Genomic DNA, 25,643 nt, shown 5'->3' with positions numbered 1-25,643 from the left:
ACCCCACCGAGCAGGTCGTCAGGCGATGCGGTACCGGGCGGCGTCGGCGTCGCGGAACGTGAGGCCGTTGCCGGGTACGGACAGATCCGGCCGCAGTGTCCCGCCGTCCGGCGCCAGGGCGCCGTCGAAGAGCATCGACTCGATGCGCGCGTGGTCGTGGAACCATTCCAGGTGGCGCAGGTTGGCGGTGGCGACGGCCGGGTCGACGTGCAGGTGCGGAGCGGTGTGCCCGGAGACCTGGAGGTTGTGTGCTGCCGCCACGGCGGCGATCCGCTGCCACTCGGTGATGCCACCGCAGCGGCTCACGTCGACCTGTAGGCAGTCGACGGCCCCGGCGGCGCACATCCGCCGGAAGTAGTCGAGGTCGTAGCCGTACTCGCCGGCGGTGACGTCTGCGGCGACCGCGTCGCGGACCCGTCGTAGGCCGTCGAGGTCGTCGGAGGAGACCGGCTCTTCGAGCCACCGTACGTCCAGGTCGGTCGTCGCGTACGCGACCCGGATCGCCTGCTTGTGGGTGTAGCCGCCGTTGGCGTCGACGTACAGTTCGGCGTCGGCGCCGATCACGTCCCGGGCGTACCGGATCCGGGCCAGGTCACGGTCGACGGCGTTCCCCCACGACTCCCCGATCTTGATCTTCACTCTGGGGATCCGGAGCTGGTGCACCCAGTACTCCAGTTGTCGGCCGAGCTGTGCGTCGTCGTAGCTGGTGAAACCGCCGCTGCCGTAGACGGGAGCCCGGTCGCGTACGGTGCCGATCAGCCGGGCGAGGCGGACGTGCAGCAGGCGGGCCTTGAGGTCCCACAGCGCGGTGTCGACGGCGGAGATGGCGGTGGCGGCGACTCCGGGCCGCCCGGCGTTGCGTACCGCCCGGTGCATGGCGTGGTATGCGCCCGCCACGTCGAGGGCGCACCGGCCGGTCACCACGTCGGCGAGTACCTCCCCGACCAGGGTTCCGGCCGCGGCCGGCGCGTAGGTCCAGCCGGTGCCGACCGTCGCGCCGGCCCGGGCCCGTACCAGCACCATGGTGGTGGCGTGCCAGGTGATGGTGCCGTCGGCCTCGGCCGCGTCGGTGGGTACCCGGTAGGCCGCCCACGAGAGGTCGTCGACGGGTACGTCAACGCCGGGCACGTCGTCCTTCGGGGCGCCAGGTCACCGTCCGCTCCGGGTAGTCGCCGATTGGCGTACCCCGGACGGCGCCGTTGATCGCCTCGGCCAGGTGGACGGCGCGGCGGCCGGTGTCGCCGTCCTCGATCTGGGTGCGGCAGGAGAAGCCGTCGGCGAGGACGAGCGTGGCCGGGGCGACCTCGCGGACGGCCGGCAGCAGGACCCGTTCGGCGCAGCCGAGCGAGACCTCGCGGTGCTCCGGGGTCATGCCGAAGTTGCCGGCCAGCCCGCAGCACCCGGAGTCGAGGACCTCGGCGTCGAGGCCGATCCGGCCCATCAGCTCGGTGTCGGCGTCGAAGCCGAGCACGGCGTGCTGGTGGCAGTGGGTCTGCACGATCGCCCGGGGCCGGCGGCCGTCCGGCGCCGGCAGTTGCGGGGTGAACTCCGGGGCCCGCTCGGTGAGCAGTTCCGCGAGCGTCTTGGTCTGGCTGGCCAGGCGTTCGACGTCGAGGCTGTGCCCGAGCAGGTCGTGCGCGTCGGATCGGAAGACCGCGGTGCAGCTCGGCTCCAGGCCCACCACCGGCAGGCCGTCGCGGAGATACGGCGCGAGCACGTCGACGGTACGCCGCAGCACGGTGCGGGCCACGCCCAACTGGCCGGTGGAGATCCAGGTCAGCCCGCAGCAGACCTGCTGGCGAGGCATCACCACCCGGAAGCCCGCCGCCTCCAGTACGCCGATCGCCGCCGCACCGACCCCCGGGGAGAGGTACGTGGTGAAGGTGTCCGGCCACAGCAGGACCGGGCCGCGATCGCCGGAACCTCCCGGGGTACGCCGGTGGAACCAGCGTTTGAAGCTGGCCGTACTCAGGCGCGGAAGGTCACGCCCGGGGTCGAGGTTGCCGAGCTTCTTGGCGAGGGTGCCGATCCCGGGGGTGTGGGCGAGGGCGTTGACCGTGCCCGGGGCGAGCATGGCGAGCCGGGCCCAGACCGGCAGCCAGCCGAGGCTGTAGTGGTCGCGGGGGCGGATCCGGCCGGCGTAGTGGTGGGCCAGGAACTCGGCCTTGTAGGTGGCCATGTCGACGTTGACCGGGCAGTCGCGTTTGCACCCCTTGCAGGCGAGGCAGAGGTCGAGCGCGTCGGCGACCGACTCGTCGCGCCATCCGCCGGTGACGGTCTCACCGCGCACCATCTCGAAGAGCAGCCGGGCGCGGCCACGGGTGGAGTGCTGCTCGTCCCCGGTGACCATGTAGCTGGGGCACATCACCCCCTCACCGCCGGGCTGGCGGCACTTGCCGACCCCGACACACCGGTTGGCGGCCCGGGCGAAGCTGTTCTTGTCGCCCGGGTACTGGAAGTGGGTTGCCGGCTCGGCCGGGGCGTACCCGGGGCCGAGGCGGAGCTGCTCGTCGAGCCGGTTGGCCTGCACGACCTTGCCGGGGTTCATCCGGTTGTCCGGGTCGAAGATCCGTTTGAACTCCTCGAAGGCGGTCACCATCTCCGCGCCGTACATCGTGGTCAACAGCTCGCCGCGGGCCTGGCCGTCGCCGTGCTCGCCGGAGAGCGACCCGCCGTGCGACACGCACAGCTCCGTCGCCCGTTCGACGAACGCCCGGTATGCGGCGACGCCGTCGACGGTGAGCAGGTCGAACGGGAGGCTGGTGTGCAGGCAGCCGTCGCCGAAGTGCCCGTAGAGGCTCGCCTCGGCGTAGCCGAACTCGTCGAGCAGGGTGGTGAAGCCGGCCAGGTAGTCACCGAGCTGCTCCGGCGGTACGGCCGAGTCCTCCCAGCCCGGCCAGGTGTCGGCCTCGCCGGGCACCCGGGCGGTCGCCGCCAGCGCGGCCTCGCGTACCGCCCAGATCTGTTCCTCGTGTGCCGCGTCGGCGAAGACCTTGGCCACCGGCGAATGCCCGGCCCGGGCCAGCGCGCCGAGCAGGTCGTCGACCCTGCCCCGGGCCTCGTCCGCGGTGTCCCCGCCGAACTGCACGAGCAGCCACGCGCCGCTGCGGGGCAGCAGGTGCAGCGCCTCCGGGTGCATGTGCTTGCGGGTCTCGAAGGTGATGAGCTTGTCGTCGATGCCCTCCACCACGAACGGCTGGTGCTGGTTGACCTCCGGTACGGCCCGGGCGGCGGCGACGATGTCCGGGTAGCCGAGCAGCACCATCGCCTTGTTGGCCGGCTCGGGCAGCAGCGTCAGTTCGGCGCGGAGCACGGTGACGCAGGTGGACTCGCTGCCCACCAGCGCCTGGGCGAGCTGGAAGTCGTTCTCCGGCAGCAACGCCGGCAGGTTGTATCCGGAGATCCGCCGGGGCAGTCGGGGGAACCGGCGGATCTGCTCGGCGCACCGGTCGCGCAGGTCACGGACGCGCCGGTAGATCTCCGCCGGCCGGCCGCCGCCCGCCATGATCCGCTGGTACTCCTCCTCCGAGGTGGCACCGACCCACATCCGGGTGCCGTCGTAGGTGAGGATCTCCAGTCGCCGGACGTTGCCGCCGGTGGTGCCGCTCCACTGTGCCGTCGAGCCGCAGGAGTCGTTTCCGATCATCCCGCCGATCGTGCAGTGCGAGTGGGTCGCCGGCTTGGGTCCGAAGATCAGGTTGTCGTGGCGTCGGGTCTGCGCGTTGAGGGTGTCCAGCACGATCCCCGGCTGCACCACCACGGTCCGGGCGCCGGGGTCGAACGACTCGATCTGGTTGACGTACTTGGAGAAGTCCATCACCACGGCGACGTTGCAGGCCTGGCCGGCCAGGCTCGTCCCGCCGCCCCGGGAGAGCACCGGCACGCCGTGTTCCCGGCAGGCCGCGACGGTGGCGACCACGTCGTCGGGATCGTGGGGTACGACGACGCCGATCGGCACCTGCCGGTAGTTCGACGCGTCGGTGGCGTAGAGCGCCCGACTGCCGGTGTCGAAGCGCACCTCGCCGGCGATCCGCTCCGACAGCGACGTGGCCAGGTCGGCGGCCAGGTCGGTGCCCAGGTCAGCGGCCGGCCCGTCCCGGCCGGCCGCCGTCCGTAGCGTCGGGTGGGGTAGTTCGACGGCGCCCATCAGGCCCGCCGCAGTCGCTGGATGCGGTCCTTGAACAGCGTCGTGGCGATCGCCACCTTGTTCGGCTGCCCGCGCAGGAACGCCCGCCCGAACTCCTTGGCCTGCTCGTACGTGACCTTGCCCGGCATCGGCGGCTCGTTCGGGTCGACGGCGACGTCGACCAGCGCCGGGCCGGGGTGGGCGAGCGCCTCCCGCAGCGCCGGTCCCAGCGCGTCCGCCTTGTCGACCTGTACGCCGAGGGCGCCGCAGCCCCGCGCCCAGGCCGCGTAGTCTGCCTGGGGTTCGCCGAACCGGATTCCGTGTTCGGGATAGCCGAGCACCATCTGCTCCCAGAGGATCTGGCCCAGCGAGTTGTTGTTGTTGATCACGACCTTGATCGGTAGCCGGTACCGGCAGGCGGTGTGGAACTCGGCCATCAGCATCGCGAACCCGCCGTCGCCCTGGAAGGCGATCACCTGCCGGTCGGGATAGGCGTGCTGGATGGCGATCGCGTACGGCAGTCCGGGTGCCATCGTGGCGAGATTGCCGGAGAGGTAGAACTCCCGGTTGCCGCGGATCGTCCAGTGCCGGGCGGCCCAGGTGGCGATCGTGCCCGAGTCGCAGGTCAACACGGCGTCGTCGGTGGCGAGGTCGTCGAGCAACGAGGCCAGGTACTGCGGCGCGATCGGATCGCGCCGGGGAGATTCGAGGGCGGCCATCTTCGCCCGCCAGTCCCGCATCTTCGCCTGGTAGCGCTCCAGATGGGTACGGTCGGTGCGGCGGTGCAGCATCGGCAGCAGCGCCTCCAGGGTGGCGGCGACGTCACCGACCAACGGCAGCTGCGTCGGCATCCGCACCCCGACCCGGACCGGCTCGATCTCGACCTGCACCGTCTGGACCTTTCCCGGCTGGGGAAGGTGCTTGGTGTACGGGAAGTTCGTGCCGAGCATCACGAGGGTGTCGATGTCCTCGACCAGATCCTCGCTGGGTGCCGTACCGAGCAGCCCGAGCCCGCCGGTGGTGTACGGCGAGTCGTCGGCCAGCACCATCTTGCCGGAGAGGGTCTTGATGACCGGTGCGCCGAGCACCTCGGCGAGCTGCTCGACCAGTCGACCCGCGCCCCGGGCGCCGATCCCGGCCAGGATGGCGGTCCGGCCGCCGTCGTCGAGCAGTCGCGCCGCCGCCCGCAGATCCTCGTCCCTGGGCCGTACCTGGGGTGGCAGGCTGATCGGCGCCGTGGCGGGCGGCCTCGCCGGGGCCACCGCCTCGTACGGCTGCTGCCCGGCCTCGGCGACCTGGATGTCGTTGGGCACGGTCAGGTGTGCCACCCCGCGCCGGGCGTACGCGGTCCGGATCGCGATGTCGACCAGGCCCGGCAGTTGCGCCGGGTTCACCACCATCTCGTTGTAGACGCTGACGTCCGAGAAGAACCGGTCGAGGTGGACCTCCTGCTGGTAACCGGTCCCCAACACGCTGGTCTCCTGCATGCCGGTGATCGCCAGCACCGGTTGGTGGTCCAGCTTCGCGTCGTACAGGCCGTTCGCCAGGTGGATTCCGCCCGGCCCGGACGTGGCCAGGCAGACGCCCAGCCGCCCGGTCGCCTTGGCGTACGCGGTCGCCATGAAGGCCGCCGCCTCCTCGTGGTGTACCAGCACGAACCGGATCCGGTCCGCGTGCCGGCGCAGCCCCTCCATCACCCCGTTGATGCCGTCGCCGGGCAGCCCGAAAACGGTCTCCACACCCCAGTCGAGCAGCCGGGAGACCAGCACGTCGGACGCCAACCTCTTCACGGCCAGGGCATACCCACCAGGCCGATGGCAAACCTCGAAGGCGGCAACCCAGCGCGACGACCGGAACCGCACCCCAGGGCCGTTACCGCGAAGCCGCCGCGCCTGGTCCGCTGTTCCCGGGCGTGCGGGTGACAACGGCCCTAACGGGGGTATCCGGGCGACTGATCCTGCGGCGGGGGAGTGGTGACCGTGTCCGAAGTTGATCCGCCCTTGGAGCCGGCGACCGGCGACGTGGCGCCGGCCGACCGGCTCGCCCAGGACATCGCGGTACTGGCCCGCCGCGAGACGGCGCGGATGCGCGGCGACCTGGCGGAATCGGTCCGCCGGGCCGGTCTCGGTGCGGCGCTGCTGGTCGGGGGTGGCATCGCCGCCGTGCTGGGGCTCGGTTCGGCGTCCGCCGCGGCGCTGTGGCTGTTGGACGCGAGGCAGCCGCCACGTCGGGCCGCGGCGGTGCTGGCCGCCGGCTATCTGGGTACCGCCGCGTTCCTCACCGTCGTCGGCCTGGTGCGGCTGCGCTCGGCCGGGGGCCGGACGGGCCGGCTCGGCACCGAGCTGCGCGGCGTACTGGCCGGGGTACGAGCCGGACGGGGTTGACGACCCGACTCCCCGCCCCGGTACCCCGAGGGCGTGAGCCGGCGGGAGACGGTCAGCCGGAGTCGACCAGTCGGCGTACCTCGGCCGCGGCGGGATGGTCCGGTGCCCGGGTGAGGAACCGGCGTAGCGTCGCGGTCGCCGCCGGTGGATCGCTCTCCCGCTGGGCGAGCCCCAGGATCAGCAGGCCGTCCGGTGCGTCGGGAGTGTGCGCCAGCACCTCCCCGGCGAGCCGGGCGGCCTCGGTGGCCTGTCCGAGTCGGATCAGGATGAACGCGAGCCGGAGCCGGACGTCGTCCGCCGGACGCTCCACCAGCACCGTCCGGTAGACCTCCGCCGCGGCCTCGTACTGTCCCTGCTGCTCCATCGACCGGGCCAGGGCAAGCTGGGCGGGGACCGGGTCGGGGGAGGTGGCGGGGCCGGGTGGGGTTTGGGGGCCCGGCGTGGCCAGCGCGACGGCGCCGACCAGGGCGAGGACCGCGACCGCGCCGACGTTCCAGACGCGGCTGCCCGAGGGCGGGGCGAAGACGCGGTGCCGACGGCTGCCGGCGCGACGGCCCTGGCCCGCCACGTCACCGGCAGCCCCACCTCGGACGCCAGCCCTGTCGTCGCGGCCGGCCGGTCGACCCGGGGACGCGCTCCGGGCCGCGCGCCGTGACCGGTACCCGGCCCTGAGCACTGGCAGCAGGCCCGCGCCCAACGCCAGCACCGGAACGGCCCAGAGCAGCAGCCCCCACCGGCGCGCGGGCGGCATGGTGAGCACCTCGACGCCGTAGCGCTGTACCAGGTAGGTCCGGACCTCGTCCGGACTCTCTCCCCGCCCGAGCCGGGTGCTGATCGCCTCGCGCATCGCGGCGGCGATCGGCGAGCGGGAGTCGGCTACCGACTCGCCCTGGCAGGCGGGGCAGCGCAGTTCGGCGGCGAGGCGGTGTGCCGGGTCGCCGTCGCCGGTGGGCGACGCGGATCGCCAGATCCCGAGTACGGCACCGAGCAGCAGGATCGCCAGGCCGACGCCGGTCAGCCCCACTCCCAGCGCCGTCGTCTTCGGTACCCGGACCCGGATCACGGATCCAGCAGCGGCGTCAGCCGCCGGTCGAGCCACTCGGCGCTGACCGGCCCGATGACCCGGTCCGCGATCCGGCCGTGGCCGTCCACCAGAAACGTCTCCGGCACACCGCGTGCCCCCCAGTCCACCGCTGTCGTACCGGTGGGATCGGGCAGCACGGTCAGGTCCTGGGCTCCCGTCTGGTCGAGCAGGTCGCGGACGGCCACCGAGCTGTCCCGGACGGCCAGGCCGACCACCCGCAGGACCCGCTCCGACCAGCGGCGCTGGGCGTCGGCCAGCATCGGCAGCTCGTCCCGGCACGGGCCGCACCAGGAGGCGAAGACGTTGACGAGTACGACCCGGCCGCGTAGCTCGGCGAGGTCGAACGGCTCCCCGGCCAGGGTCGGGCCGCGCAGTGCCGGTGCGGGTGTTCCCGGGCTGCCCACCGGTGCCTTCGTGCCGCCGGTACCGGTCATGCCGACCGCCCCGGTCACACCCAGCGCGCCCAGGCCGAGGGCCAGCAGCAGTCGCCGGCGCCGGATGCCCGGGAGCCGGGGCAGCGGCCGTCGGCGTGGCACGCCGTCCCGCCCCTCGTCGGTGATCTGGTCAGGCCCCCACGGCGGCAGCCGGGCGATCACTCCGCCGCTCCCGGTGTGGACGCGCTGGCCGGTACCGGCCGGGCGGTTCCCGCCGTCGGTCGCCCGGGCTGGGCTGTCCGGCGTCGTCGGCGCGAGGTCAGCGGGCGCCCAGGCCAGGCTGTCCGGTGTCGTCCGCGCGAGGTCAGCGGGCGCCCAGGCCAGGCTGTCCGGCGTCGTCGGCGCGAGGTCAGCGGTGCGGTGCCGAGGGCGAGCAGGCCACCCAGTGCGGTCAGCGCCCCGCCGGCCCAGATCAGTGACACCATCGGGTTGGCCGCCAACCGGATCGTGGCGGAACGGCCGTCGGCCGATACCGCGAGGAGGGTGGCGTAGGTGTCGCGGAGCAGCCCGGTACGGACGGCGGGGACGCTCACCGTCGTGTCCTGAGCCGGATGGTAGGTCAGCTCCGGGGTGAGTGTCTGCGGTGATCCCGCCGACGGTGCGATCGTGAGTCGGGCCCGGACCGTCATGCCGGATCCGGTGCGGACGCGGTCGACCGCCGCCAGCCGTACGGTGGCGCCGGGTACTGCCAGCGTCTGACCGATCGGCAGTTCGCGTTCCGTCGCCACGGTGTAGGCCGAGGAGCCGGCGATGCCGACCGCCACCAGCGCGATGCCGGCGTGTGCCACCGATCCGCCGAGCGCCGAGCGCAACCGGGCGGTTCGGAGGGTGCCACCGGCCCGGATCCGCCGGGCCAGCGCGGCGGCGGTGGCGGCCAGGGTGAACCCGGCGCAGCCGAAGGCGGCCAGCACCATCGGCCCGGGGCGACTGGCCAGCCCGGTGACCGCGACGACGGCGAGGCCGACGGCCGCCGGAGCGACGCTGCGGCGGGCCGTCTCGGCGGGCCTGGTACCGCTGGGCGGCAGCAGCACGGCCAGACCCATCAGGGCCAGTACGGCGATCGCCAGCGGCACCGCGGTCCGGTTGAAGTACGCCGGCCCGACCGCGGTACCGGTGCCGGAGAGGGCCTGCGCGACCGGCGGCAGGACGGTGCCGACCAGTACCACCGCCGTGATGGTGGTGAGCAGGATCCGGTTGCCGAGCAGGGCGGTGGCCCGGGACAGCGGCGGCGTCGCCTCCGGTGGGTACGGGTCCGAGGTGCCGCGCCAGCAGACCAGGACGACGGTGCCGATCGCGGTCAGCAGCAGGAACCCGAGCAGCATGGGGCCGAGCGTCGACTCGGTGAAGGCGTGCACACTGGCCACCAGTCCGGAGCGGGTGAGGAACGTGCCGACCAGGACCAGCAGGAAGCTGGCGCAGGCCAGCGCCACCGGCCAGCCGGACCGGGCCGAGGCCCGCCGACCCAGCACCGAGTGCAGGAAGGCGGTGGCGGTCAGCCAGGGCAGCAGCGAGGCGTTCTCGACCGGATCCCAGGCCCAGTAGCCGCCCCAGCCCAGCACCGCGTACGACCACCAGGCGCCGAGCGCGATACCGGCGGTGAGACACGCCCAGGCCGCCAGCGTCCACCGGCGGGCGGCCCGCAGCCAGCTCCGGGTGGGCTCTCCGGCCAGCAGCCCGGCGAGCGCGTACGCGAACGGCACCACCAGCCCGATGTATCCGGCGTACAGCAGCGGCGGGTGCAGCCCCATCGCGGGGTGCTCCTGGAGCAGGGGGTTGGGGCCGGGGCCGTCCGACGGTACGGGGTGGACCGGATCGAACGGGTTGGCGGCGAAGTGCGACAGCGCGAAGAAGAACAGGCTGACCACGCTGACCAGGGTCATCGCCCACTGGTGTAGCCGCTGGTCGTGGCGTTGCCCGAGCCGGCCGAGCAGGCTCGCGTAGCCGGTGAGGATGAGCAGCCACAACAGCAGTGACCCGTCGAGTGCCGACCACAGGCTGGTGACGGTGTGGTAGGTGCCGAGGCGCCGGCTGCCGTTCTCGGCGACGAACCGGACGCCGAAGTCGTGGCGCAGCAGTGCCCATTCCAGCGCGCCGCAGGCCACGGCGGCGCAGAGCAGTCCGGCTCCGGTGGCCAGTCGGGCCGCCCGGGCCGGCGTACCGGGGTGGAGTGCGAGGCGCAGCCACAGCAGGGTGGCCGCCACGGTGGCGATGAGGCCGGCGCCGAGCGCCCAGGTGCCGACCTGACCGGTCACCGCTCCGTCCCGGCGTCTGTCCCGGTGCCGGTCCCAGTCCCGGCATCTGTCCCCGTGTCGGTGTCGGCGGGGCGGTACTCGTTGCCGTGCCGCACGAGTACCTGGTCCGAGCGGAAGACGCCGTCCGGGCCGAGTACGCCCTCGACGACCGCGTCCTGGCCGGGCCGGAAGGTGTCCGGCGGCATGCCGTGCTGCCGTACGGTGATCTCGTGGCCGTCGGCGACGAGCCGGAAGACCGTCTGTCCGCCGTGGTGTTCGACGGATCCGGGCACGACGGTGCCGCCGAGCCGGGCCCGGGTCGTCCGGGCGTCCGGGTCGGCGGCCACCTCCGCCGGGGTCCGGTAGTAGCTGAGGGTGCCCCGCAGCCCGCCGTAGGTGAGCAGCCCGGTGCCGGCGAGGACGACGGCGGTCAGGGTCAGGCCGGCCCGGGTCGGGCGGATCACGCGGGGCCTGCCGGGTGGCGGGTCGACCGGGCGGCAGCGCCGGTACGGCGGGTGACCCGGGCCCGAACGGGGTGGGCCGGTCGGGCGCTCCACCGGATCGCCCAGCCAACGGCGGCGGCCGTGAGGGCGAGGCCGGCCAGCACGTCGAGCCAGCCCTTCACCGGATCTCCACCAGGGTGGCGCGGTCCGCTGCCGGCCTGGCTTCGACGGCCGGTGTCGGCGGGTGTCCGGTCCCGGCCGGCGTCGACCGGTCGAGGGCGGCGAGTCGGCGCAGGAATATCCATGCCGCCCCGGCGGTGAACGCGGCCAGGCTCAACAGCAGTGCCGTCGCCATCAGCGGATGGATGGGCGGCCGCTCGGGGGCGAGGATCGTGGCCGGTTGGTGTAGGGAACGCCACCACACGACGGAGAAGTGCACCACCGGCACCAGGACGAATCCCGCCATCCCGGTGAACGCGGCCGGCCGGGCGACCCGGTGCGCGGCCAGCGGGCCGGCCTCGGCGTACCGCTGCGCGAGGACTTGGCGGCGGGCCAGGTAACCGGCGTAGACCAGCAGGAGCAGGGCGGTGCTGACCAGCCTCGGGTCCCAGTCCCACCAGGTACCCCAGACGGCCCGTCCCCAGAGGGCGCCGAGCGCGATGGTCAGCGCGGTGAGGCCGACGCCGAGTTCCGCGGCGACCCGCGCGCACCGGTCCCAGCGCAGGTCGCGGGTGGCGAGGTAGCCCAGGCTGGCGGCGAGCACGGCGGCGAAGGCCAGGTAGGCCGTCCAGGCCGCCGGCACGTGCAGGTACATCAACCGCTGGGTGTTGCCCTGCAACTGGTCCGGCGGGGCGATGAGCAGGCCGGCCGGCGCGGCGACCGCGCCGAGACCGGCGGCCAGCCAGCCCAGGGTCCGCCGGTCGGCGGCACCGCGCCGGCCGTCGGCGGTCCACCTCGGCGGGTGCCGGTCGAGCGGGTACCCCTGGTTGGAAAGCTCCACCTTGCCCATCATGCACGAGAGCAGAGGAAAAGAGAGTAAAAGCCCTATAAGCCCTCTTAGTCCAATTAGGCTGTCGACATCTGATCCACGTCCGGAGGAGTCGGTGACCGGTGGCGAGTACGGACGCCGTGGTTCGCAGCCGCCGGTTCGTCGCCGGGTCGGCCGGCGGTGGCCTGCTCCTGCTGCTCTCCGGCTGCGCGGGCGGCGGACCCTCGACGCTCGACCCGGCGGGCTTCGGCGCACGCCGGGTGGAGGGCTTCTGGTGGCTGCTGTTCTGGATCTCCGTCGTGGTGTTCGTGGAGGTCATGGCCCTGCTCGTCTGGGCGCTGGTGTTCCGCCGCCGGCCGGACCGGCGGGTCAACCGGTCCGAACCGACCCGGTTCGTCGTCGTCGCCGGGGCCGGCCTGCCCATCGTGGTGCTGTTGACGGTGTACGGCATCGGCCTGCGTGACCTGGCCGCGCTGAGTACCCCCGAGGTGCCGCCCGCGGTGACCGTCGAGGTGACCGGCCACAAGTGGTGGTGGGAGGTGCGGTACGCCGGCGTCGACGGTGCCACGGCCAACGAGATCCAGATCCCGGTCGGCGAGCCGGTGCTGGTCCGGCTCCGTACGGTCGACGTCCTGCACAGCTTCTGGGTGCCGCAACTGATGCCGAAGACCGACCTGATCGCCGGCAAGGTACGCGAGACCTGGCTGCACGCGGAGCGCCCCGGAGAATACCGAGGGCAGTGCGCCGAGTACTGCGGATTGCAGCACGCCCACATGGCGTTCCTGGTGGTGGCGCGGCCCCGGGCGGAGTTCGACGCCTGGCTGGCCCGGCTCGGCGCCCCGGCCCGGACGCCGGACAGCGACGCCGAGCGACGCGGGCAGCAGGCGTTCCTGGGCAGCGCCTGCGTCGCCTGCCACACCGTGCGGGGTACCGCCGCCACCGGCACCGTCGGGCCGGACCTCTCCACGGTTGGCGCCCGCTGGAGCCTCGGCGCCGGTGCGGTGTCGAACGACGGCGGACACCTGGGCGGCTGGATCGCCAACTCGCAGACGGTCAAGCCGGGCAACGCGATGCCGCCGCAGCCGGTGGACGCGGCGGCGCTGCCCGATCTGATCGCCTACCTGCAATCGCTGCGGTAGCGCCGGGGGAGCGGAGGAGGGCGCATGCCGTCGAGTACGACCGAGCGCGGTGCCGGCCCCGGCACCGAGGTGGTCGAGAGGCTGACCGCCGAGTGGGCGGAGCCGCCGACCCTGCGGGGCTGGTTCAGCACCGTGGACCACAAGCGGATCGGGCGGCGCTACCTGGTCACCGCGGCGGTCTTCTTCGGCTTCGCCGGATTCAGTGCGCTGGCGATGCGGACCCAGTTGGCCGGGCCGGAGGCCGAGATCCTGTCGCCGGGCGAATACAACCAGCTCTTCAGCATGCACGGCACGGCGATGATCTTCCTGTTCTCCACCCCGATGCTGTTCGGGTTCGGCAACTTCCTGGTGCCACTGATGGTCGGCGCCCGGGACATGGCCTTTCCCCGGCTGAACGCCTTCGGCTACTGGGTGTTCCTCTTCGCCGGGCTCTTCATGTGGGCGAGCGTGCCGGCCGGGGCCGCCCCGAACGGCGGCTGGTTCGCGTACGTGCCGTTGACCGACGAGCGGCACACGCCCGGCCTGCACCTGGACGTCTACACGCTGGGGCTGCTCTTCCTGGGCATCTCCACCTCGGCCGGCGCGATCAACTTCATCGTCACCTCGCTGAAGCTGCGTGCTCCCGGGATGTCGCTCAACCGGGTACCGGTCTTCGTCTGGGCGATCGTCGCCACCTCGTTCATGGTCATTTTCGCGCTGCCGGTGCTGAACCTCGACAACGCCCTGCTCTTCCTCGACCGCCGCTTCGACACCCGGTTCTTCGACACCGACCGGGGCGGGAACGTGCTGCTCTGGCAGCACCTGTTCTGGATCTTCGGCCACCCGGACGTCTACATCATCGTGATGCCCGCGCTCGGCATCGTCTCGGCGGTACTGCCGGTCTTCTGCCGGCGCGGCATCGTCGCCTACCCGCTGATCGTCCTCTCGGTGGTCGCGATCGCCATCATCTCGTTCGGGGTCTGGGTGCACCACATGTTCGCCACCGGCCTGCCCCAACTGTCGTACGGCTTCTTCAGCGCCGCGAGCACGATCATCACGATCCCGTCGGGACTCCAGATCTTCGCCTGGCTCGCCACCATGCTGCTGGGCCGGATCGTCGTACGGGTGCCGTTCCTCTTCGTCGTCGGTTTCATCGTCACCTTCGTGATCGGCGGCTTCACCGGGGTGATGTTCGCGCTGACCGCCTTCGACCAGCAGACCACCGACTCGTACTTCGTGGTGGCGCACTTCCACTACGTGCTGTTCGGCGGGGCGGTCTTCCCGATCCTGGCCGCGATCTACTACTGGCTGCCGAAGATCTCCGGGCGGATGTACAGCGAGCGGCTCGGCCGGTACGCCTTCTGGCTGATCTTCGTCGGCATGAACCTCACCTTCTTCCCGATGCACGTCTCCGGGCTGCTCGGCATGCCCCGCCGGGTCTACACCTATCCCGGCGGGCTCGGCTGGGACCCGTGGAACCTGCTGGCCACCGTCGGGGCGTACGTGCTGGGCCTCGGGTTGTTGCTGGTGGCGGTCGGGGTGGTACACGCGCTGCGGCGCGGAGCGCCCGCCCCGGACGACCCGTGGGGCGGCGACAGCCTGGAGTGGGCCACCAGTTCACCGCCGAAGCCGTACAACTTCCCGGTGCTGCCCCGGGTGCACAGCCTGCATCCGGTCTGGGACCCGCGTACCGCCGAATCCACCGGACCGGGCGCGACCGAGGACCGGATCCTGACCGACGGCCGGCAGACCCTGTTCACCAGCGAACTCGACGGCCGCTACGAGCGGGCGGTGCGGATGCCGGAGGAGACCCTCAAACCGCTGGTGGCCGCCATCGGCCTGCTGACCGTCTTCGTCGGTCTGCTCTTCGCCTGGTACTGGGTCGCCGCCGCCGGTGGCGCCCTGTTCGCCGGCACGCTGGCCGGGTGGCTCTGGCCGGCGCACCGTACCCCGGAGGAAGCGGGCGTGCCGGCATGACCGAGCGCGGCGAGGGCATCTTGACGGCGGCGACCCGCCCGACCGGGTTGGCCACCGAGGAACCGGTCGGCCGGTCGACCGGCTGGTGGGGGGTGATGCTGTTCCTCACCACCGAGGGGACGCTCTTCGCCGCGCTGTTCGGCAGTTACTTCTACCTCCGGTTCCAGCACGGCGCCCCGTGGCCGCCCGACGGGATCCGGCAGCCGGAACTCCTGCTGCCGTTGATCATGACAGCGGTACTGGTGCCGAGCAGCCTGCCGGTGCTCTGGGCCGAGGCGGGCATCCGGCAGGGCCGGCGCTGGCAGTTGCGGGCCGGCCTCTTCGGCACCCTCGTGATGGGCGGGACGTTCCTCGGCCTACAGGGCGTGGAGTACTCCGGGATCCTCCGCGAGTACACCTTCACCACCAACGTCTACGGGTCGCTGTTCTACGCCATCACCACCTTCCACGGCTCGCACGTCGCCGTCGGGCTGCTGATGGTCTGCTGGCTGCTCGTCGCCTCCCTGCACGGCAGTTTCGGCCCGCACCGCTACGAGCGGGTCCGCATCGTCGCCTACTACTGGCACTTCGTCGACGCGGTCTGGGTGGCGATCCTGTTCACCGTCTACCTCTCGCCGAGGTTGTGACGTTGACCGAGCGACTCTCGCCCCGGGCGGCCACCTTCGGCGGGCTGCTGCTCTGGTTCGCCGTACTCGGTGGCGTGCTGTCCTGGACCGTGCACGCGCTGGCCGCCTGGAGCATCGACGAACTCACCTGCGAGGCCGGGCACGACGAACTCGCCGGGTTCCCGCTGACCGGCGCCATCGCGCTGGCGGTTCTCCTCCCGGCGGCCGGTGCCGTCGCCGCGCTCGGCGTCTCGGTGCTCGCCTGGCGGCGTACCCGCGCCGACCTGCCGGAGGGCGGCGAGCAGTCGGTGGGCCGCGCCCATCTGCTGGCCTTCGTCGGGCTCTGGTTGAACACGCTGGCGCTGGCCATGATCGTGCTCGGCGGTGTCGCCGCCCTGGTGCTGTCGCCATGTCAACGGTGAACGGCTGGGCCGGGCCGGTCGAACCGCTGGCCCACGGCACCGTGGCCGGGCAGGCGTGGACGAACCTGGCCCTGCTCGGCACGCTCGCGATGCTCGGCGCCGGGTACGGCCGGGGCGTACACGAGCTGTGGAGCCGGCGCGGCGTCGGCGCGGTGGTCCCCCGGTGGCGGGTCGCGGCGTTCGGGCTGGGCGTCGCCGCGGTGCTGGTCGCGTCGACCGGCCCGGTACACGAGCGGGCCGAGGGCTCCTTCACGGGTCACATGGCCCAGCACATGATCCTGCTGCTGGTGGCCGGGCCGGGGATGGCGGCGGCGGCGCTCGGCCTGCCGCTGGCGCTGGCCGGACCGAGACGGCTGCGCCGACGCTGGGCCCGCTGGCGCGGCACGGCGGCCGGGACCTGGCTCCGCCGCCCCGGCAGCCTCGCCGTACTGGCCGGCACCCTGCACGGCGGCGTGATCTGGATCTGGCACCTGCCCGCCCCCTACCGGCTGGCGGTGCAGAACGATCTCGTGCACATGGTCGAACACGCCTCGTTCGTCGTCGCGGCGGCCCTGCTCTGGTCGACGGTGCTCGGCGCCGAACGACACCGGATCCCCGGTCCGGTCGCCGTTCTGCTGCTGGTCGCCACGATGCTGGCGGCATCCGCGCTCGGTGCGGCCCTCACCCTGGCGTCCGACCCGATCTACCCGGCCGGGATCCTCGGGCCCGGCGACGGCGACCCGCTCGCCGACCAGCAGCTCGCCGGGCTGCTCATGTGGATCCCGATGGACGTCGCGATACTCACGGCGGCGTCGATCGTGTTCCTGCGCTGGCTGTCCGGGCTGGACCGGACCTCCCCGCGCGGCCTCGGGCTGCTCCCCGACGACCGGACCTCCCCGTGCGGACCGGGGCTGCTCCCCGACAACCCGGCCTCCCCGTGCGGACCGGGGCCGCTCCCCGACAACCCGGCCTCCCCGTGCGGACCGGGGCCGCTCCCCGACGACCGGCCTGCCGGCTCCCGCCGCGACGCGTCCGCCCGGGTCGACCACGGTGCCGGTAGCCCGGCCCGACCGGCGGCCGGGAAGGGAACCCGATGAACTGGAACGCTCTGGGCCGGCCCCGGCCACCGCTGCTCGTCGCGGTCGCGGCGGTGGCCGTGCTGGCCGCCTGCGCCCGCGTGCCACCTCCGCCGCCCCCCGAGGTGCGGGAGGGGTACCCCGAACGAGGAGCCCGGTTGATCCAGCAGTACGGCTGCGGGGGCTGCCACACCGTGCCGGGAGTGGACCGGGCGGACGGGCTGGTGGGCCCGCCGCTGACCCGGTTCGGGGCGCGCTCGTACATCGCGGGTGAGCTGCCGAACAACGCGGAGAACCTGCGGCGCTGGATCCAGGACCCGCAGTCGGTCGAGCCGGGTACCGCCATGCCCGACCTCGGGGTGGACGAGGCCGACGCCCGGGACATCGTCGCCTACCTGTTCACCCTCGAATGAGGCGGCACGGGTGAACCGGGAGGTGGCCGACGTCGGTGGGCGAGGAGCCGAGGCGGCGGATGATCTTGGCCCGTTTCGAGCGAGGGGAGCGGCGGTGCCGAGGGGAGCGGCGGTGCCGAGGGGAGCGGCTATGCCGAGGGGAGCGGCTATGCCGAGGGGAGCGGGGGTGCCGAGGGGAGCGGCGGTGGCCGAGGCGGGCAGAGGCGGTCGCCCGAACGGCTGGCGGGCGCTGTTGATCGCGGTCGTGCTCGGCCTCGCCGCCGGCCCGGTACCACTGCCCGCAGCCGCGGCGCCGGTTCCGGTGCCCACCCCGACGGCCGCCTCCCTACCCGGCGGCACGGCGTCCCCGGCCGCCACCGGCGGTCCGACCGGGACGGTGCCGCCGGCAGACCCGGCCGGCGCCCGTGGCGCCGACCTCTACCTGCGCAACTGCGCGAGCTGCCACGGGCCGGCCGGTCAGGGCAGCCAGCGAGGTCCGGGGCTGGTCGGGGTCGGCCCCGCGTCGGTGGACTTCCAGTTGAGCACCGGCCGGATGCCGCTGGAGAAGGTGGCGGTGCAGCCGCCGCACCGCCGGCCGGCCTTCTCGGCCGAGGACATCCGGGCCATCGTCGCGCACGTGGACAGCTTCGGCGGCGGTGGCCCGGAGATCCCGACGGTGTCGCCGGGCGACCTGCGTACCGGCCGGGAGGTCTTCCTCGCCAACTGCGCCGCCTGCCACTCGGCCGCCGGTGTCGGCGCGACGTTGACCAACGGGCTGATCGCACCCTCGCTGGAAGGGTCCACACCGCTCCAGGTCGCCGAGGCGGTACGGGTCGGTCCCGGGCTGATGCCGGCCTTCCCGGAGACGGTTCTCCAGCAGCGGGAGCTGGATGCCCTCGCCAGCTACGTGCAGGAGCTGCGCGGCGACCGGCTCGACCGGGGTGGCGCGTCGCTGGGCCGGCTCGGCCCGACCACCGAGGGTCTGGTGGCCTGGGGGGTCGGACTGCTGCTGCTCGTCCTGGCCGCCCGCTGGCTCGGCCGCAGGGCCGACGAATGAACCGCTCTCAGCCCGAACCGCGCGACGGAAGCGCCCCGACGTCCCCGTCCCGCCACGACGGGGACGTCGGTGAGGTCGGCAAAGGTCCGACGAGCCCGCGACGAGCAGCCGCGAGCCCGCCGGCCGAGACACTCCGCCGGGAACGCGCGGCCTCCCGGGTCGTCGCCGCCGCGTTCGCCGTCAGCGCGCTCGGCGCGGCCGGCTTCGCCACCGTGTACGCCACCGGTGGCCAGACCCAACTGGAGGGACTCTCCCTGGCGGTCGCCTTCGCCGGCATCGCGCTCGGCCTGGGCGTCTGGGCCCGCCGCCTGCTGCCCGGCGGCGGGCACGTGGAGGAACACGAGCCGTTCGACTCACCTCCCGCCGAGGTGCGGCTCACCGCCGACGAGTTGACCGGAACGGAGAGCCCGCTGCGGCGCCGGGGACTCGTCGCGGCACTCGGCCTGGCGGTCGGCGCGCTGGGCGCGGCGGCCCTCTTCCCGCTGCGCTCGCTGCTGCCGTTCGACCGGGAACGACCGGTACACGCGCTGCGTACCACTCCGTGGGCGCCGGGGGTACGACTGGTCCGCGCCGACGGCACCCCGGTACGCCCGGCGGACGTACCCGCCGAGACGGTGCTGACCGTGTTCCCGGAGGGTCACCGGGACCGGGGTGACGTGCCGGCCTTCGCCGTCCGGCTGGACCCGGCGCGGTTCACCGCACCACCACCCGGCGGCGACCTGGACGGCATCGTCGTCTACTCACTGCTCTGTACCCACGCCGGCTGCCCGGTCGCCCTCTATCTCAAGGGCACCGCCCGGGTGCTGTGCCCCTGCCACCAGTCCAACTTCGACCTGCTCGCCGCCGCCCGACCGATCGCCGGGCCGGCCGGGCGAGCCCTGCCCGGACTGCCGATCACCGTCGACGCCGACGGCTATCTCACCGCCACCGGGGACTTCACCGCCCCACCCGGACCCGGGTTCTGGAGCCTGAAGTGATCACCCGATGGCTGGTACGGCGGCTGGCCCGGACCGTCGACGACCGGTTGCGAATCGCGCCGGTGGTCCGTAGGGCGCTGGTCAAGGTCTTCCCCGACCACTGGTCGTTCATGCTCGGCGAACTCGCGCTCTACAGCTTCGTCGTGCTCGTGCTGACCGGTGTCTTCCTGACCCTGTTCTTCGAGCCGAGCACCGCGGAGACCACCTACACCGGGGCGTACGAGGCACTCGACGGTTCCCGCACCTCCGCCGCGTACGCCTCCACGGTGCGGCTGAGCTTCGACGTCCGGGCGGGTCTGCTGATGCGGCAGACCCACCACTGGTCGGCGCTGCTCTTCGTCGCCGCGATCGTGCTGCACCTGCTGCGGATCTTCTTCACCGGCGCCTTCCGCAAGCCACGTGAGATCAACTGGCTGATCGGCGTCACCATGCTCGCCCTCGCCCTGTTCAACGGCTTCACCGGCTACTCGATCCCGGACGACCTGCTCTCCGGTACCGGCCTGCGGATCCTCTACTCGGTGACCCAGTCGGTGCCGCTCGTCGGCGAGTGGCTGGTCTTCCTCGCCTTCGGTGGTGAGTTCCCGGCCGCCGAGACGGTGCCGCGGATGTTCGTCGCGCACGTCCTGCTCGTCCCCGCCGTGTTGACCGCGCTGATCGCCGCGCACCTGGGCATCCTGGTCCGGCAGAAGCACAGCCAGTTTCCCGGCCCGGGACGGACCGAGAACAACGTCGTCGGGTCCCGGTTCTGGCCCGGCTACACCGCCCGGACGCTGGCGCTGTTCGCCTGGGTCTTCGCGGTGACCTTCGCCCTCGGCGGCCTCGTCCAGATCAATCCGGTCTGGATCTACGGCCCGTTCGATCCGGCCCAGGCCAGCTCACCCGCGCAACCCGACTGGTACGTCGCCTGGGGCGACGGGGCGCTCCGGCTCCTTCCCGCCGCCGACTTCCGCGTCTTCGGTCATCTGGTGCCGTCGCCGTTCCTGCCCGGGGCGGTGCTGGGCGGTGTCGCCTTCGCCGGCCTCTACCTCTGGCCGTTCCTCGAACGCTGGCGTGGCGGCGACGGGTTGTCCCACCAGTTGCTCGACCCGCCCCGTCGGCACCCGGCCCGGCTCGGGTTCGGCGTCGCCGTGCTGGCCTTCTTCGTCGTGCTGCTGGTCGCCGCCGCCGACGACATCATCGCCAAGGTGCTGCGGGTGCCCGTGCTGGACGTGCTGTCGATCCTGCGGGTACTCGCCCTCGTCCTGCCGGTCCCGGCCGGGGTCGTCGGGTACCTTCTCGCGCGTGCGCTGCTGCGCGGCGGCGGGCGGGGGATCGGCGACGTGACCCGCCGGGACGTCCGGTCCGTCCGGCGGCTGGCGACGGTGGGCAGCCGGGGCGACGTCGAGGAGGAGTCGTCGACCGAGGGCGGGCCGTCGACCGAGCAGCCCCGGTCGACCGGGGCTGCCACGGGACCGGCTGCCGGCGACGGCGGCCCGCGGATCGAACTGTGGCGGGAACGGGACGGCACCTGGCGGTGGCGGTACCGGGCGGACGAGGTCACGCTCACCGGCAACCAGGGCTACCTGTCCCGGCCGGAGGCGGAACGGGCGGCCGACACGGCGTACGGGAATCTGCCGATGCTGGAGGTGGAACCGCCCGGCGGGCGGGCCGCCGTCGTGGCCGGGGCGGTCGAGCGGGCCGGTCGGGCGGCCGGCCGGGTCGGCGGATCCCTCGCACTGCTGGTCCTGGCCTACCGGCGGCGCCGCCGTGACCGACGGCGCTGAGCCCCAGCGGCACGGCCACCCCGACGGGCACCGCTACGCCGACAACCAACCCGACCTCTCGCGGGCGGCCATGACGGCGGCCTCCCGTCGGAGGACCGCCTCGTCGCCGTCACCGGTGTCGTTTCCGCCATTGTGTTTCGCGGGTCTCGTGGGCGAGGTGTTCCTCCAGTACGGCCTCCCGGACGACCCGGCGGGAGGTGGCCAGGATGACAAGTTCGGCGCAGACGAGTGTCACGCAGACGGCGGTGAGGATGGCGAGCGCGGCCAGGGTCGGCACCGCGGCGGCGACCGGGGTCAGCGCGGCGAGCGCCACGATGGTTCCCAGGCGGATCCAGGTGAGCGTGCCGAGGATGCGCAACTGGAAGCCGAGGTGGGCGAGCAGGAAGAGGATCACCCCGCCGAACAGCAGGTAGACGCCGGGGGACCGCAACGGTTCACTCAGCGGGAAGCGGTTCTCGCCGACCTGCTGGAGCGCCTTCTCCGCACCGAGGGCGAGGGTCAGCAGGCCGATGATCATCGGCAGGTGCAGATACACGTACGCGTCCCGGGCGAGTGCGGTACGGGCGGTCGAGTGCGCGTGGTTCAGGACCTGCTGGGCGGCGAGGGCGATGATGTCGAAGTAGGCCCACCACAGGGTGGCGGTCACGATGATCGCGAGGATCGCGGCTCCGGCGATGGGCCAGGTGATCGGCCGGGTCAGTGGGTTGGTGCCGCTGCCCACCGAGACGATCAGTTCGCCGAGGGCGATGATCACCACCAGTTCGTACCGCTCGGTCCAGTGCGCCGCGGAGGTGATCGTCCAGCCCGTCCTGGCCAGCAGGACGCCGGCGGTGTACTCGACGGCGACGACGAGCAGCCACAGTGTGGCCTGGACCGCGAACGGGTGCACGACGCCGGAGAGTCGCGGTGGTAGGAGGGCGGCGAGGACGAGGATCGTGGTGGCGACGAGTATCGGCAGGGCGAGGCGTGACGTCCGACGGAGTAGCCCCGGCTGGTCCCGGTTGACGTGCCAGAAGATGACCAGGCTCATCGCCCGGATGACGAGATAGCAACCGGCGAACACCATCGGCCCGGAGAGCCCACCGGGGATGTCGGCGAAGGCTTCGGGAAGCGTCAACGCCACCACGAAGACGGCTGCCATGACGGTGAACAGCACCAGCGGCATCGCACCCTCGCCGGCCCGGACGCTGTTACCCACCCACACGTACGAGGTCCAGCACCACCAGAGCAGGGCCAGCACCAGTAGTCCGCGCAGCAGCCCGTCCGGATTGAGGTCGGCGTAGGTCGCTCGAGACACGTTGAACAATGCGTACACGAAAACCAGATCGAAGAAGATCTCCAACCGGGTGACCCGCATGCCTTCGGTGACCGGCCGGAGTCGCCACGGAAGTCTGGGTTTGCCCGTATTGCCCATTTAGCAAGTCTGGCAGGAAGCCGTCGCCCGTACCTTCCGGCCCAGCTAAAGCGGTGGATCGCCGCTGCCGACCCACTCCCGCCCGTTTGACCAGGTCGCGGCATGGCCGAACGTCGCCGCCGCGCCGCCCGGCCCTCGCCCGGAGCGGCCGACGGTCGGTCAGGTCCGGCCGGCCACCTGGTGTTGGCGGGGGCTCAGGCCGCGCCGGCGCTTGAAGGCGGTGCTCAGGGCGAAGGAGCTGCCGTAGCCGACCCGGTGGGCGACCGCGCCGACGGTGGTGCCGGGTTCGCGGAGCAGGTCGGCGGCGAGGGCCAGCCGCCATTCGGTGAGGTACGACATGGGTGGTTCGCCGACCAGTGCGGTGAAGCGGCGGGCCAGCGCTGCCCGGGAGACCCCGGTCCTGGCGGCCAGCGATGCCACGGTCCAGGGCTGGGCCGGATCGTTGTGCAGCATTTGCAGGGCCCGGCCGACGACGGGATCGCTGTGTGCCTCGTACCAGGCGGGGGCCTTCGCGCCCGGTTGGGCGAACCATTGCCGCAACGTGGCGATGAGCAGCAGGTCGAGTAGCCGGTCGAGGACGGCCTCCTGCCCCGGGTCGTCCTTCACGATCTCGGTGGCCAGCAGCGGGACCAGCGGGGAGTCCCAGGACTCGCGTGGCACGGCGAGCAGCGGCGGCAGGGCGCTCAGCAGCCGTTGGCTGACCTCGCCCTGCATGGTGTAGGTGCCGGTGAGCAGCATCGTGGGGCCCTCCAGGCTGTTGCCCCAGGTGCGTACGCCGAGCTGCGACATCTCGGCCAGTTCCTGCCCGTCCGGGGTGGTGCAGCGCTGCCCGGGGTGGATGATCACCTGCGGTGCCGTGCCCGGGTCGTCGGCGACGGTGTACGGTCCGGTGCCCCGGATGATCGCCACGTCCCCGGGGTGGAGCCGTACGGCCGCGCCCTCCTCGGGAACGATCCAGGCGTCGCCCCGGACCATGGCCACCAGGGTGAGCGGCGCCTCGTCCCTGATCGCAATCGACCAGGGCGGGGCCAGGATCGAGCGGAGCAGGAACGCGCCCTGCGCCCGGGGTCCGTCCAGCAGACTGGCAACAGCATCCACGTAGACGATTAAACACAAAAGTGCGCGCCCTGGCTATGTGAAGTCTCACCGGCCGGCACTTCAATGGTCCGTATGACGAACAACAACACGCAGAAGACAATCCTGGTCCTCGGCGGTACCGGCAAGACCGGACGCCGGGTCGTAGAACGCCTGAACCGGCGCGGACTGCCGGTCCGGGTCGGTTCCCGCTCCGCCGCGCTGCCCTTCGACTGGACGGACCGGACGACCTGGGCACCGGCGCTCCAGGGCGTCGGCGCCGCGTACGTCTCCTTCCACCCGGACCTCGCCGTGCCGGGCGCACCCGAGACGGTCAGCGCGTTCGCCGATCTCGCGGTGGCGTCCGGGGTCTCCCGGCTGGTGCTGCTCTCCGGCCGGGGCGAGGAGGAGGCCCAGGCCGCCGAGAAGCTGATCCAGTCCGCCGGGGTCGACTGGACGATCCTGCGGTCGAGCTGGTTCAACCAGAACTTCAGCGAGGACTACCTGCGGGAGCCGGTGCTGGGCGGCGAGGTCGTCCTCCCGGTCGGGGCGGTACCCGAGCCGTTCGTGGACGCCGACGACATCGCCGAGGTGGCCGTGGCGGCGCTGACCGAGGACGGACACGCGGGGCAGCTCTACGAGTTGACCGGACCCCGGCTGCTCACCTTCGCCGACGCGGTCGGCGAGATCTCCCGGGCCACGGGCCGGCGTATCGACTTCGTCCAGGTCTCCGTCGAGGACTACACCGGGGCACTGGCCGGCGAGGGCGTGCCGGCGGAGGTCGTCGAGTTGCTGACGTACCTGTTCACGACCGTGCTGGACGGCCGCAACGCCCAGTTGGCCGACGGGGTGCAGCGTGCCCTGGGCCGACCGCCCCGGGACTTCGCCGAGTACGCCAAGGACGCCGCCGCCACGGGCGCATGGGACCGGGAGTAGCCGGCGATGCGACTCGCGCAACAGGTGTCGCTGATCGCGGCGACCGTCACCACCGGGCTGATGGCCGGGCTCTTCGCCGCCTTCGCCTACGCGGTGATGCCCGCGCTCAGGGCGGCGGACGACCGGACGTTCGTCGACGTGATGCAGCGGATCAACGTGACCATCGTCAACGGGTGGTTCATGCTGAGCTTTCTGGGTGCGGTGGTGTTCGCCGCCGGGTCGGCCGTGCTGGCCTGGCGCGGTGCGGGCCGCCCGGCCCTGCCGTGGATCATCTGCGGGCTCGCCCTGTACCTGGTGATGTTCGTCGTCACCATGGCGGTCAACGTCCCGCTGAACGACACCCTCGCGGCGGCCGGTGAGCCCGACCGGATCGCTGATCTCGCCGCCGTCCGCGAGCGGTTCGAAGCCACCTGGGTGAGCTGGAACATCGTCCGCGCGCTGACCAGCACGGCGGCGTTCGGCTGCCTCTCCTGGGCGCTGGTCGTCCTCGGCCGCTCGACCGGCTGAGCCCGGCCGATCACAGTGAAGCCGGCTGATCAGAGTGAAGCCGGCCGGTCGATCGGGCCCGGCCTACGGGGGTGGGCGGCCGACGGGCGTGCCGCCGGTGGGTGCTCGGGAGAGCATCCACCGGCGGCACGCACCGGCCGATCCGACGGCTCTTACCCGATGCCGTCCGCCCGCCAGATCCGGCTGCGCAGGTCGGTCCCCCGGATGACCTGGATCCGCCACGGGGTGAGGCGAAGGACGTGCAACTCGGGGTCGGTCACACCCCGCCGCCAGTACCGGCCGAGGTCGTACCCGACCCGGTCCGGGCTTCCGTTGCGGTACAGCTCCCACACGTGCTGCTTGGCCTCGTGGTCCTCGACCCATTCGGCGACCGTGTCGATCGCGACCGCGTTCTGCCGGGGACTCCAGTACGAGAACGTGGCGTGCGGGTTCCCGGCGAGGTGCGCCGCCTTGACCGGGGTCTTGTAGGTCGCCAGCCAGCCGACCGGCCTGGCGTCGACGGTCTCCCAGACCGCGATCAGCACCCTGGCCCGTGGCCGGCCCTTGGCGTCGACGGTGGTCATCGTGGCGTAGCCGATGTCGCCCAGATAGGCGTCGAACTCCCCCTGGATCGCGGCGAACGACGCGACTCTGCTGGCCATGGTCATGCCTCCACT

General features: G+C 72.7%; 24 protein-coding genes. 12 read left to right on the top strand and 12 right to left on the bottom strand.

Going from position 1 to position 25,643, the window contains the following annotated elements:
- Positions 1-18: 18 nt before the first annotated feature.
- The 3 genes from Pma05_RS37655 to Pma05_RS37645 are packed head-to-tail and all read right to left on the bottom strand — an operon-like array spanning position 19 to position 5,916.
- Positions 19-1,128: an enolase C-terminal domain-like protein gene (locus tag Pma05_RS37655; RefSeq protein ID WP_239313954.1), complete on the bottom strand. Its 1,110-nt coding sequence runs from the start codon at positions 1,126-1,128 to the stop codon at positions 19-21.
- Positions 1,115-4,147 (bottom strand): FAD-binding and (Fe-S)-binding domain-containing protein, encoded by a 3,033-nt coding sequence (locus Pma05_RS37650; protein ID WP_203862311.1) that lies wholly within the window; start codon positions 4,145-4,147, stop codon positions 1,115-1,117. The genes Pma05_RS37655 and Pma05_RS37650 overlap by 14 nt, the downstream gene beginning before the upstream one ends.
- On the bottom strand, positions 4,147-5,916 hold the full coding sequence (locus Pma05_RS37645) for a thiamine pyrophosphate-dependent enzyme (protein ID WP_239313951.1): 1,770 nt from the start codon (positions 5,914-5,916) through the stop codon (positions 4,147-4,149). Before Pma05_RS37645 ends, Pma05_RS37650 begins: the two co-directional genes overlap by 1 nt.
- Before the next feature lie 189 nt (positions 5,917-6,105).
- On the opposite strand from Pma05_RS37645, the gene Pma05_RS37640 reads away from it, so the two are divergent.
- Positions 6,106-6,510 (top strand): phage holin family protein, encoded by a 405-nt coding sequence (locus Pma05_RS37640; protein ID WP_203862310.1) that lies wholly within the window; start codon positions 6,106-6,108, stop codon positions 6,508-6,510.
- 52 nt (positions 6,511-6,562) lie between these two features.
- On the opposite strand, the gene Pma05_RS37635 is transcribed toward Pma05_RS37640, so the two are convergent.
- Genes Pma05_RS37635 through ccsA form a run of 6 tightly spaced genes read right to left on the bottom strand, consistent with a single transcriptional unit; the run spans position 6,563 to position 11,714 of the window.
- The gene (locus Pma05_RS37635; protein WP_203862309.1) at positions 6,563-7,573 is read right to left on the bottom strand and encodes a cytochrome c-type biogenesis protein CcmH; all 1,011 of its coding nucleotides are present in this window, start codon (positions 7,571-7,573) and stop codon (positions 6,563-6,565) included.
- Positions 7,570-8,190, bottom strand: a complete 621-nt coding sequence (locus tag Pma05_RS37630; protein WP_203862308.1) for a TlpA family protein disulfide reductase — start codon at positions 8,188-8,190, stop codon at positions 7,570-7,572. The genes Pma05_RS37635 and Pma05_RS37630 overlap by 4 nt, the downstream gene beginning before the upstream one ends.
- Complete coding sequence (locus tag Pma05_RS37625; RefSeq protein WP_203862307.1) at positions 8,187-10,280, bottom strand: heme lyase CcmF/NrfE family subunit; 2,094 nt, start codon at positions 10,278-10,280, stop codon at positions 8,187-8,189. The genes Pma05_RS37630 and Pma05_RS37625 overlap by 4 nt, the downstream gene beginning before the upstream one ends.
- The gene (locus tag Pma05_RS37620; protein WP_203862306.1) at positions 10,277-10,723 is read right to left on the bottom strand and encodes a cytochrome c maturation protein CcmE; all 447 of its coding nucleotides are present in this window, start codon (positions 10,721-10,723) and stop codon (positions 10,277-10,279) included. The genes Pma05_RS37625 and Pma05_RS37620 overlap by 4 nt, the downstream gene beginning before the upstream one ends.
- Positions 10,720-10,884: a hypothetical protein gene (locus tag Pma05_RS37615; protein ID WP_203862305.1), complete on the bottom strand. Its 165-nt coding sequence runs from the start codon at positions 10,882-10,884 to the stop codon at positions 10,720-10,722. Before Pma05_RS37615 ends, Pma05_RS37620 begins: the two co-directional genes overlap by 4 nt.
- On the bottom strand, positions 10,881-11,714 hold the full coding sequence (ccsA, locus tag Pma05_RS37610; protein ID WP_203862304.1) for a cytochrome c biogenesis protein CcsA: 834 nt from the start codon (positions 11,712-11,714) through the stop codon (positions 10,881-10,883). The genes Pma05_RS37615 and ccsA overlap by 4 nt, the downstream gene beginning before the upstream one ends.
- A gap of 98 nt (positions 11,715-11,812) precedes the next feature.
- Between ccsA and coxB the strand changes: the two genes are divergently transcribed.
- From coxB to qcrB, 9 genes are all read left to right on the top strand, one after another.
- Entirely contained in the window at positions 11,813-12,829 is a 1,017-nt protein-coding gene (coxB, locus tag Pma05_RS37605) for a cytochrome c oxidase subunit II (RefSeq protein WP_203862303.1), read from the top strand.
- Between the two features lie 24 nt (positions 12,830-12,853).
- Positions 12,854-14,785: a cytochrome c oxidase subunit I gene (gene ctaD, locus Pma05_RS37600; protein ID WP_203862302.1), complete on the top strand. Its 1,932-nt coding sequence runs from the start codon at positions 12,854-12,856 to the stop codon at positions 14,783-14,785.
- Positions 14,782-15,411: a cytochrome c oxidase subunit 3 gene (locus tag Pma05_RS37595; RefSeq protein WP_203862301.1), complete on the top strand. Its 630-nt coding sequence runs from the start codon at positions 14,782-14,784 to the stop codon at positions 15,409-15,411. Before ctaD ends, Pma05_RS37595 begins: the two co-directional genes overlap by 4 nt.
- A 2-nt stretch (positions 15,412-15,413) precedes the next feature.
- Positions 15,414-15,812 carry a hypothetical protein gene (locus tag Pma05_RS37590; RefSeq protein WP_203862300.1) on the top strand — a complete coding sequence of 133 codons (399 nt, stop codon included), beginning with the start codon at positions 15,414-15,416 and terminating at the stop codon, positions 15,810-15,812.
- On the top strand, positions 15,800-16,888 hold the full coding sequence (locus tag Pma05_RS37585; protein ID WP_203862299.1) for a cytochrome c oxidase assembly protein: 1,089 nt from the start codon (positions 15,800-15,802) through the stop codon (positions 16,886-16,888). The genes Pma05_RS37590 and Pma05_RS37585 overlap by 13 nt, the downstream gene beginning before the upstream one ends.
- A complete protein-coding gene (locus Pma05_RS37580) occupies positions 16,885-17,280 on the top strand; it encodes a c-type cytochrome (RefSeq protein ID WP_203862298.1) in 396 nt (131 codons plus the stop codon). The genes Pma05_RS37585 and Pma05_RS37580 overlap by 4 nt, the downstream gene beginning before the upstream one ends.
- A gap of 148 nt (positions 17,281-17,428) precedes the next feature.
- Complete coding sequence (gene qcrC / locus Pma05_RS37575) at positions 17,429-18,316, top strand: cytochrome bc1 complex diheme cytochrome c subunit (protein ID WP_203862297.1); 888 nt, start codon at positions 17,429-17,431, stop codon at positions 18,314-18,316.
- Complete coding sequence (locus Pma05_RS37570; protein ID WP_203862296.1) at positions 18,313-19,293, top strand: QcrA and Rieske domain-containing protein; 981 nt, start codon at positions 18,313-18,315, stop codon at positions 19,291-19,293. The genes qcrC and Pma05_RS37570 overlap by 4 nt, the downstream gene beginning before the upstream one ends.
- Positions 19,290-21,056 (top strand): cytochrome bc1 complex cytochrome b subunit, encoded by a 1,767-nt coding sequence (gene qcrB / locus Pma05_RS37565; protein WP_203862295.1) that lies wholly within the window; start codon positions 19,290-19,292, stop codon positions 21,054-21,056. Before Pma05_RS37570 ends, qcrB begins: the two co-directional genes overlap by 4 nt.
- 109 nt (positions 21,057-21,165) lie before the next feature.
- Here qcrB and Pma05_RS37560 read toward each other — a convergent pair whose 3' ends face one another.
- Together Pma05_RS37560 and Pma05_RS37555 are read right to left on the bottom strand one after the other, a co-directional pair.
- Complete coding sequence (locus Pma05_RS37560) at positions 21,166-22,470, bottom strand: low temperature requirement protein A (protein ID WP_203862294.1); 1,305 nt, start codon at positions 22,468-22,470, stop codon at positions 21,166-21,168.
- Between the two features lie 159 nt (positions 22,471-22,629).
- Entirely contained in the window at positions 22,630-23,568 is a 939-nt protein-coding gene (locus tag Pma05_RS37555; RefSeq protein ID WP_203862293.1) for an AraC family transcriptional regulator, read from the bottom strand.
- 72 nt (positions 23,569-23,640) lie between these two features.
- On the opposite strand from Pma05_RS37555, the gene Pma05_RS37550 reads away from it, so the two are divergent.
- Both Pma05_RS37550 and Pma05_RS37545 read left to right on the top strand, forming a co-directional pair.
- Positions 23,641-24,480 carry an NAD(P)H-binding protein gene (locus Pma05_RS37550; protein ID WP_203862292.1) on the top strand — a complete coding sequence of 280 codons (840 nt, stop codon included), beginning with the start codon at positions 23,641-23,643 and terminating at the stop codon, positions 24,478-24,480.
- Positions 24,481-24,486: 6 nt separating this feature from the next.
- Positions 24,487-24,987, top strand: a complete 501-nt coding sequence (locus tag Pma05_RS37545; RefSeq protein WP_203862291.1) for an anthrone oxygenase family protein — start codon at positions 24,487-24,489, stop codon at positions 24,985-24,987.
- Between the two features lie 152 nt (positions 24,988-25,139).
- Here the strand turns inward: Pma05_RS37545 and Pma05_RS37540 are convergent, their stop codons facing one another.
- On the bottom strand, positions 25,140-25,628 hold the full coding sequence (locus tag Pma05_RS37540; RefSeq protein WP_203862290.1) for a pyridoxamine 5'-phosphate oxidase family protein: 489 nt from the start codon (positions 25,626-25,628) through the stop codon (positions 25,140-25,142).
- Between the last annotated feature and the right edge of the window lie 15 nt (positions 25,629-25,643).

The sequence above is a fragment of the Plantactinospora mayteni genome, assembly GCF_016862935.1.
Taxonomy (GTDB): Bacteria; Actinomycetota; Actinomycetes; order Mycobacteriales; family Micromonosporaceae; genus Plantactinospora; species Plantactinospora mayteni.
The sequence above is the reverse complement of the archived record's forward strand: the minus strand, read 5'-3'. Positions and strand labels throughout refer to the sequence as shown.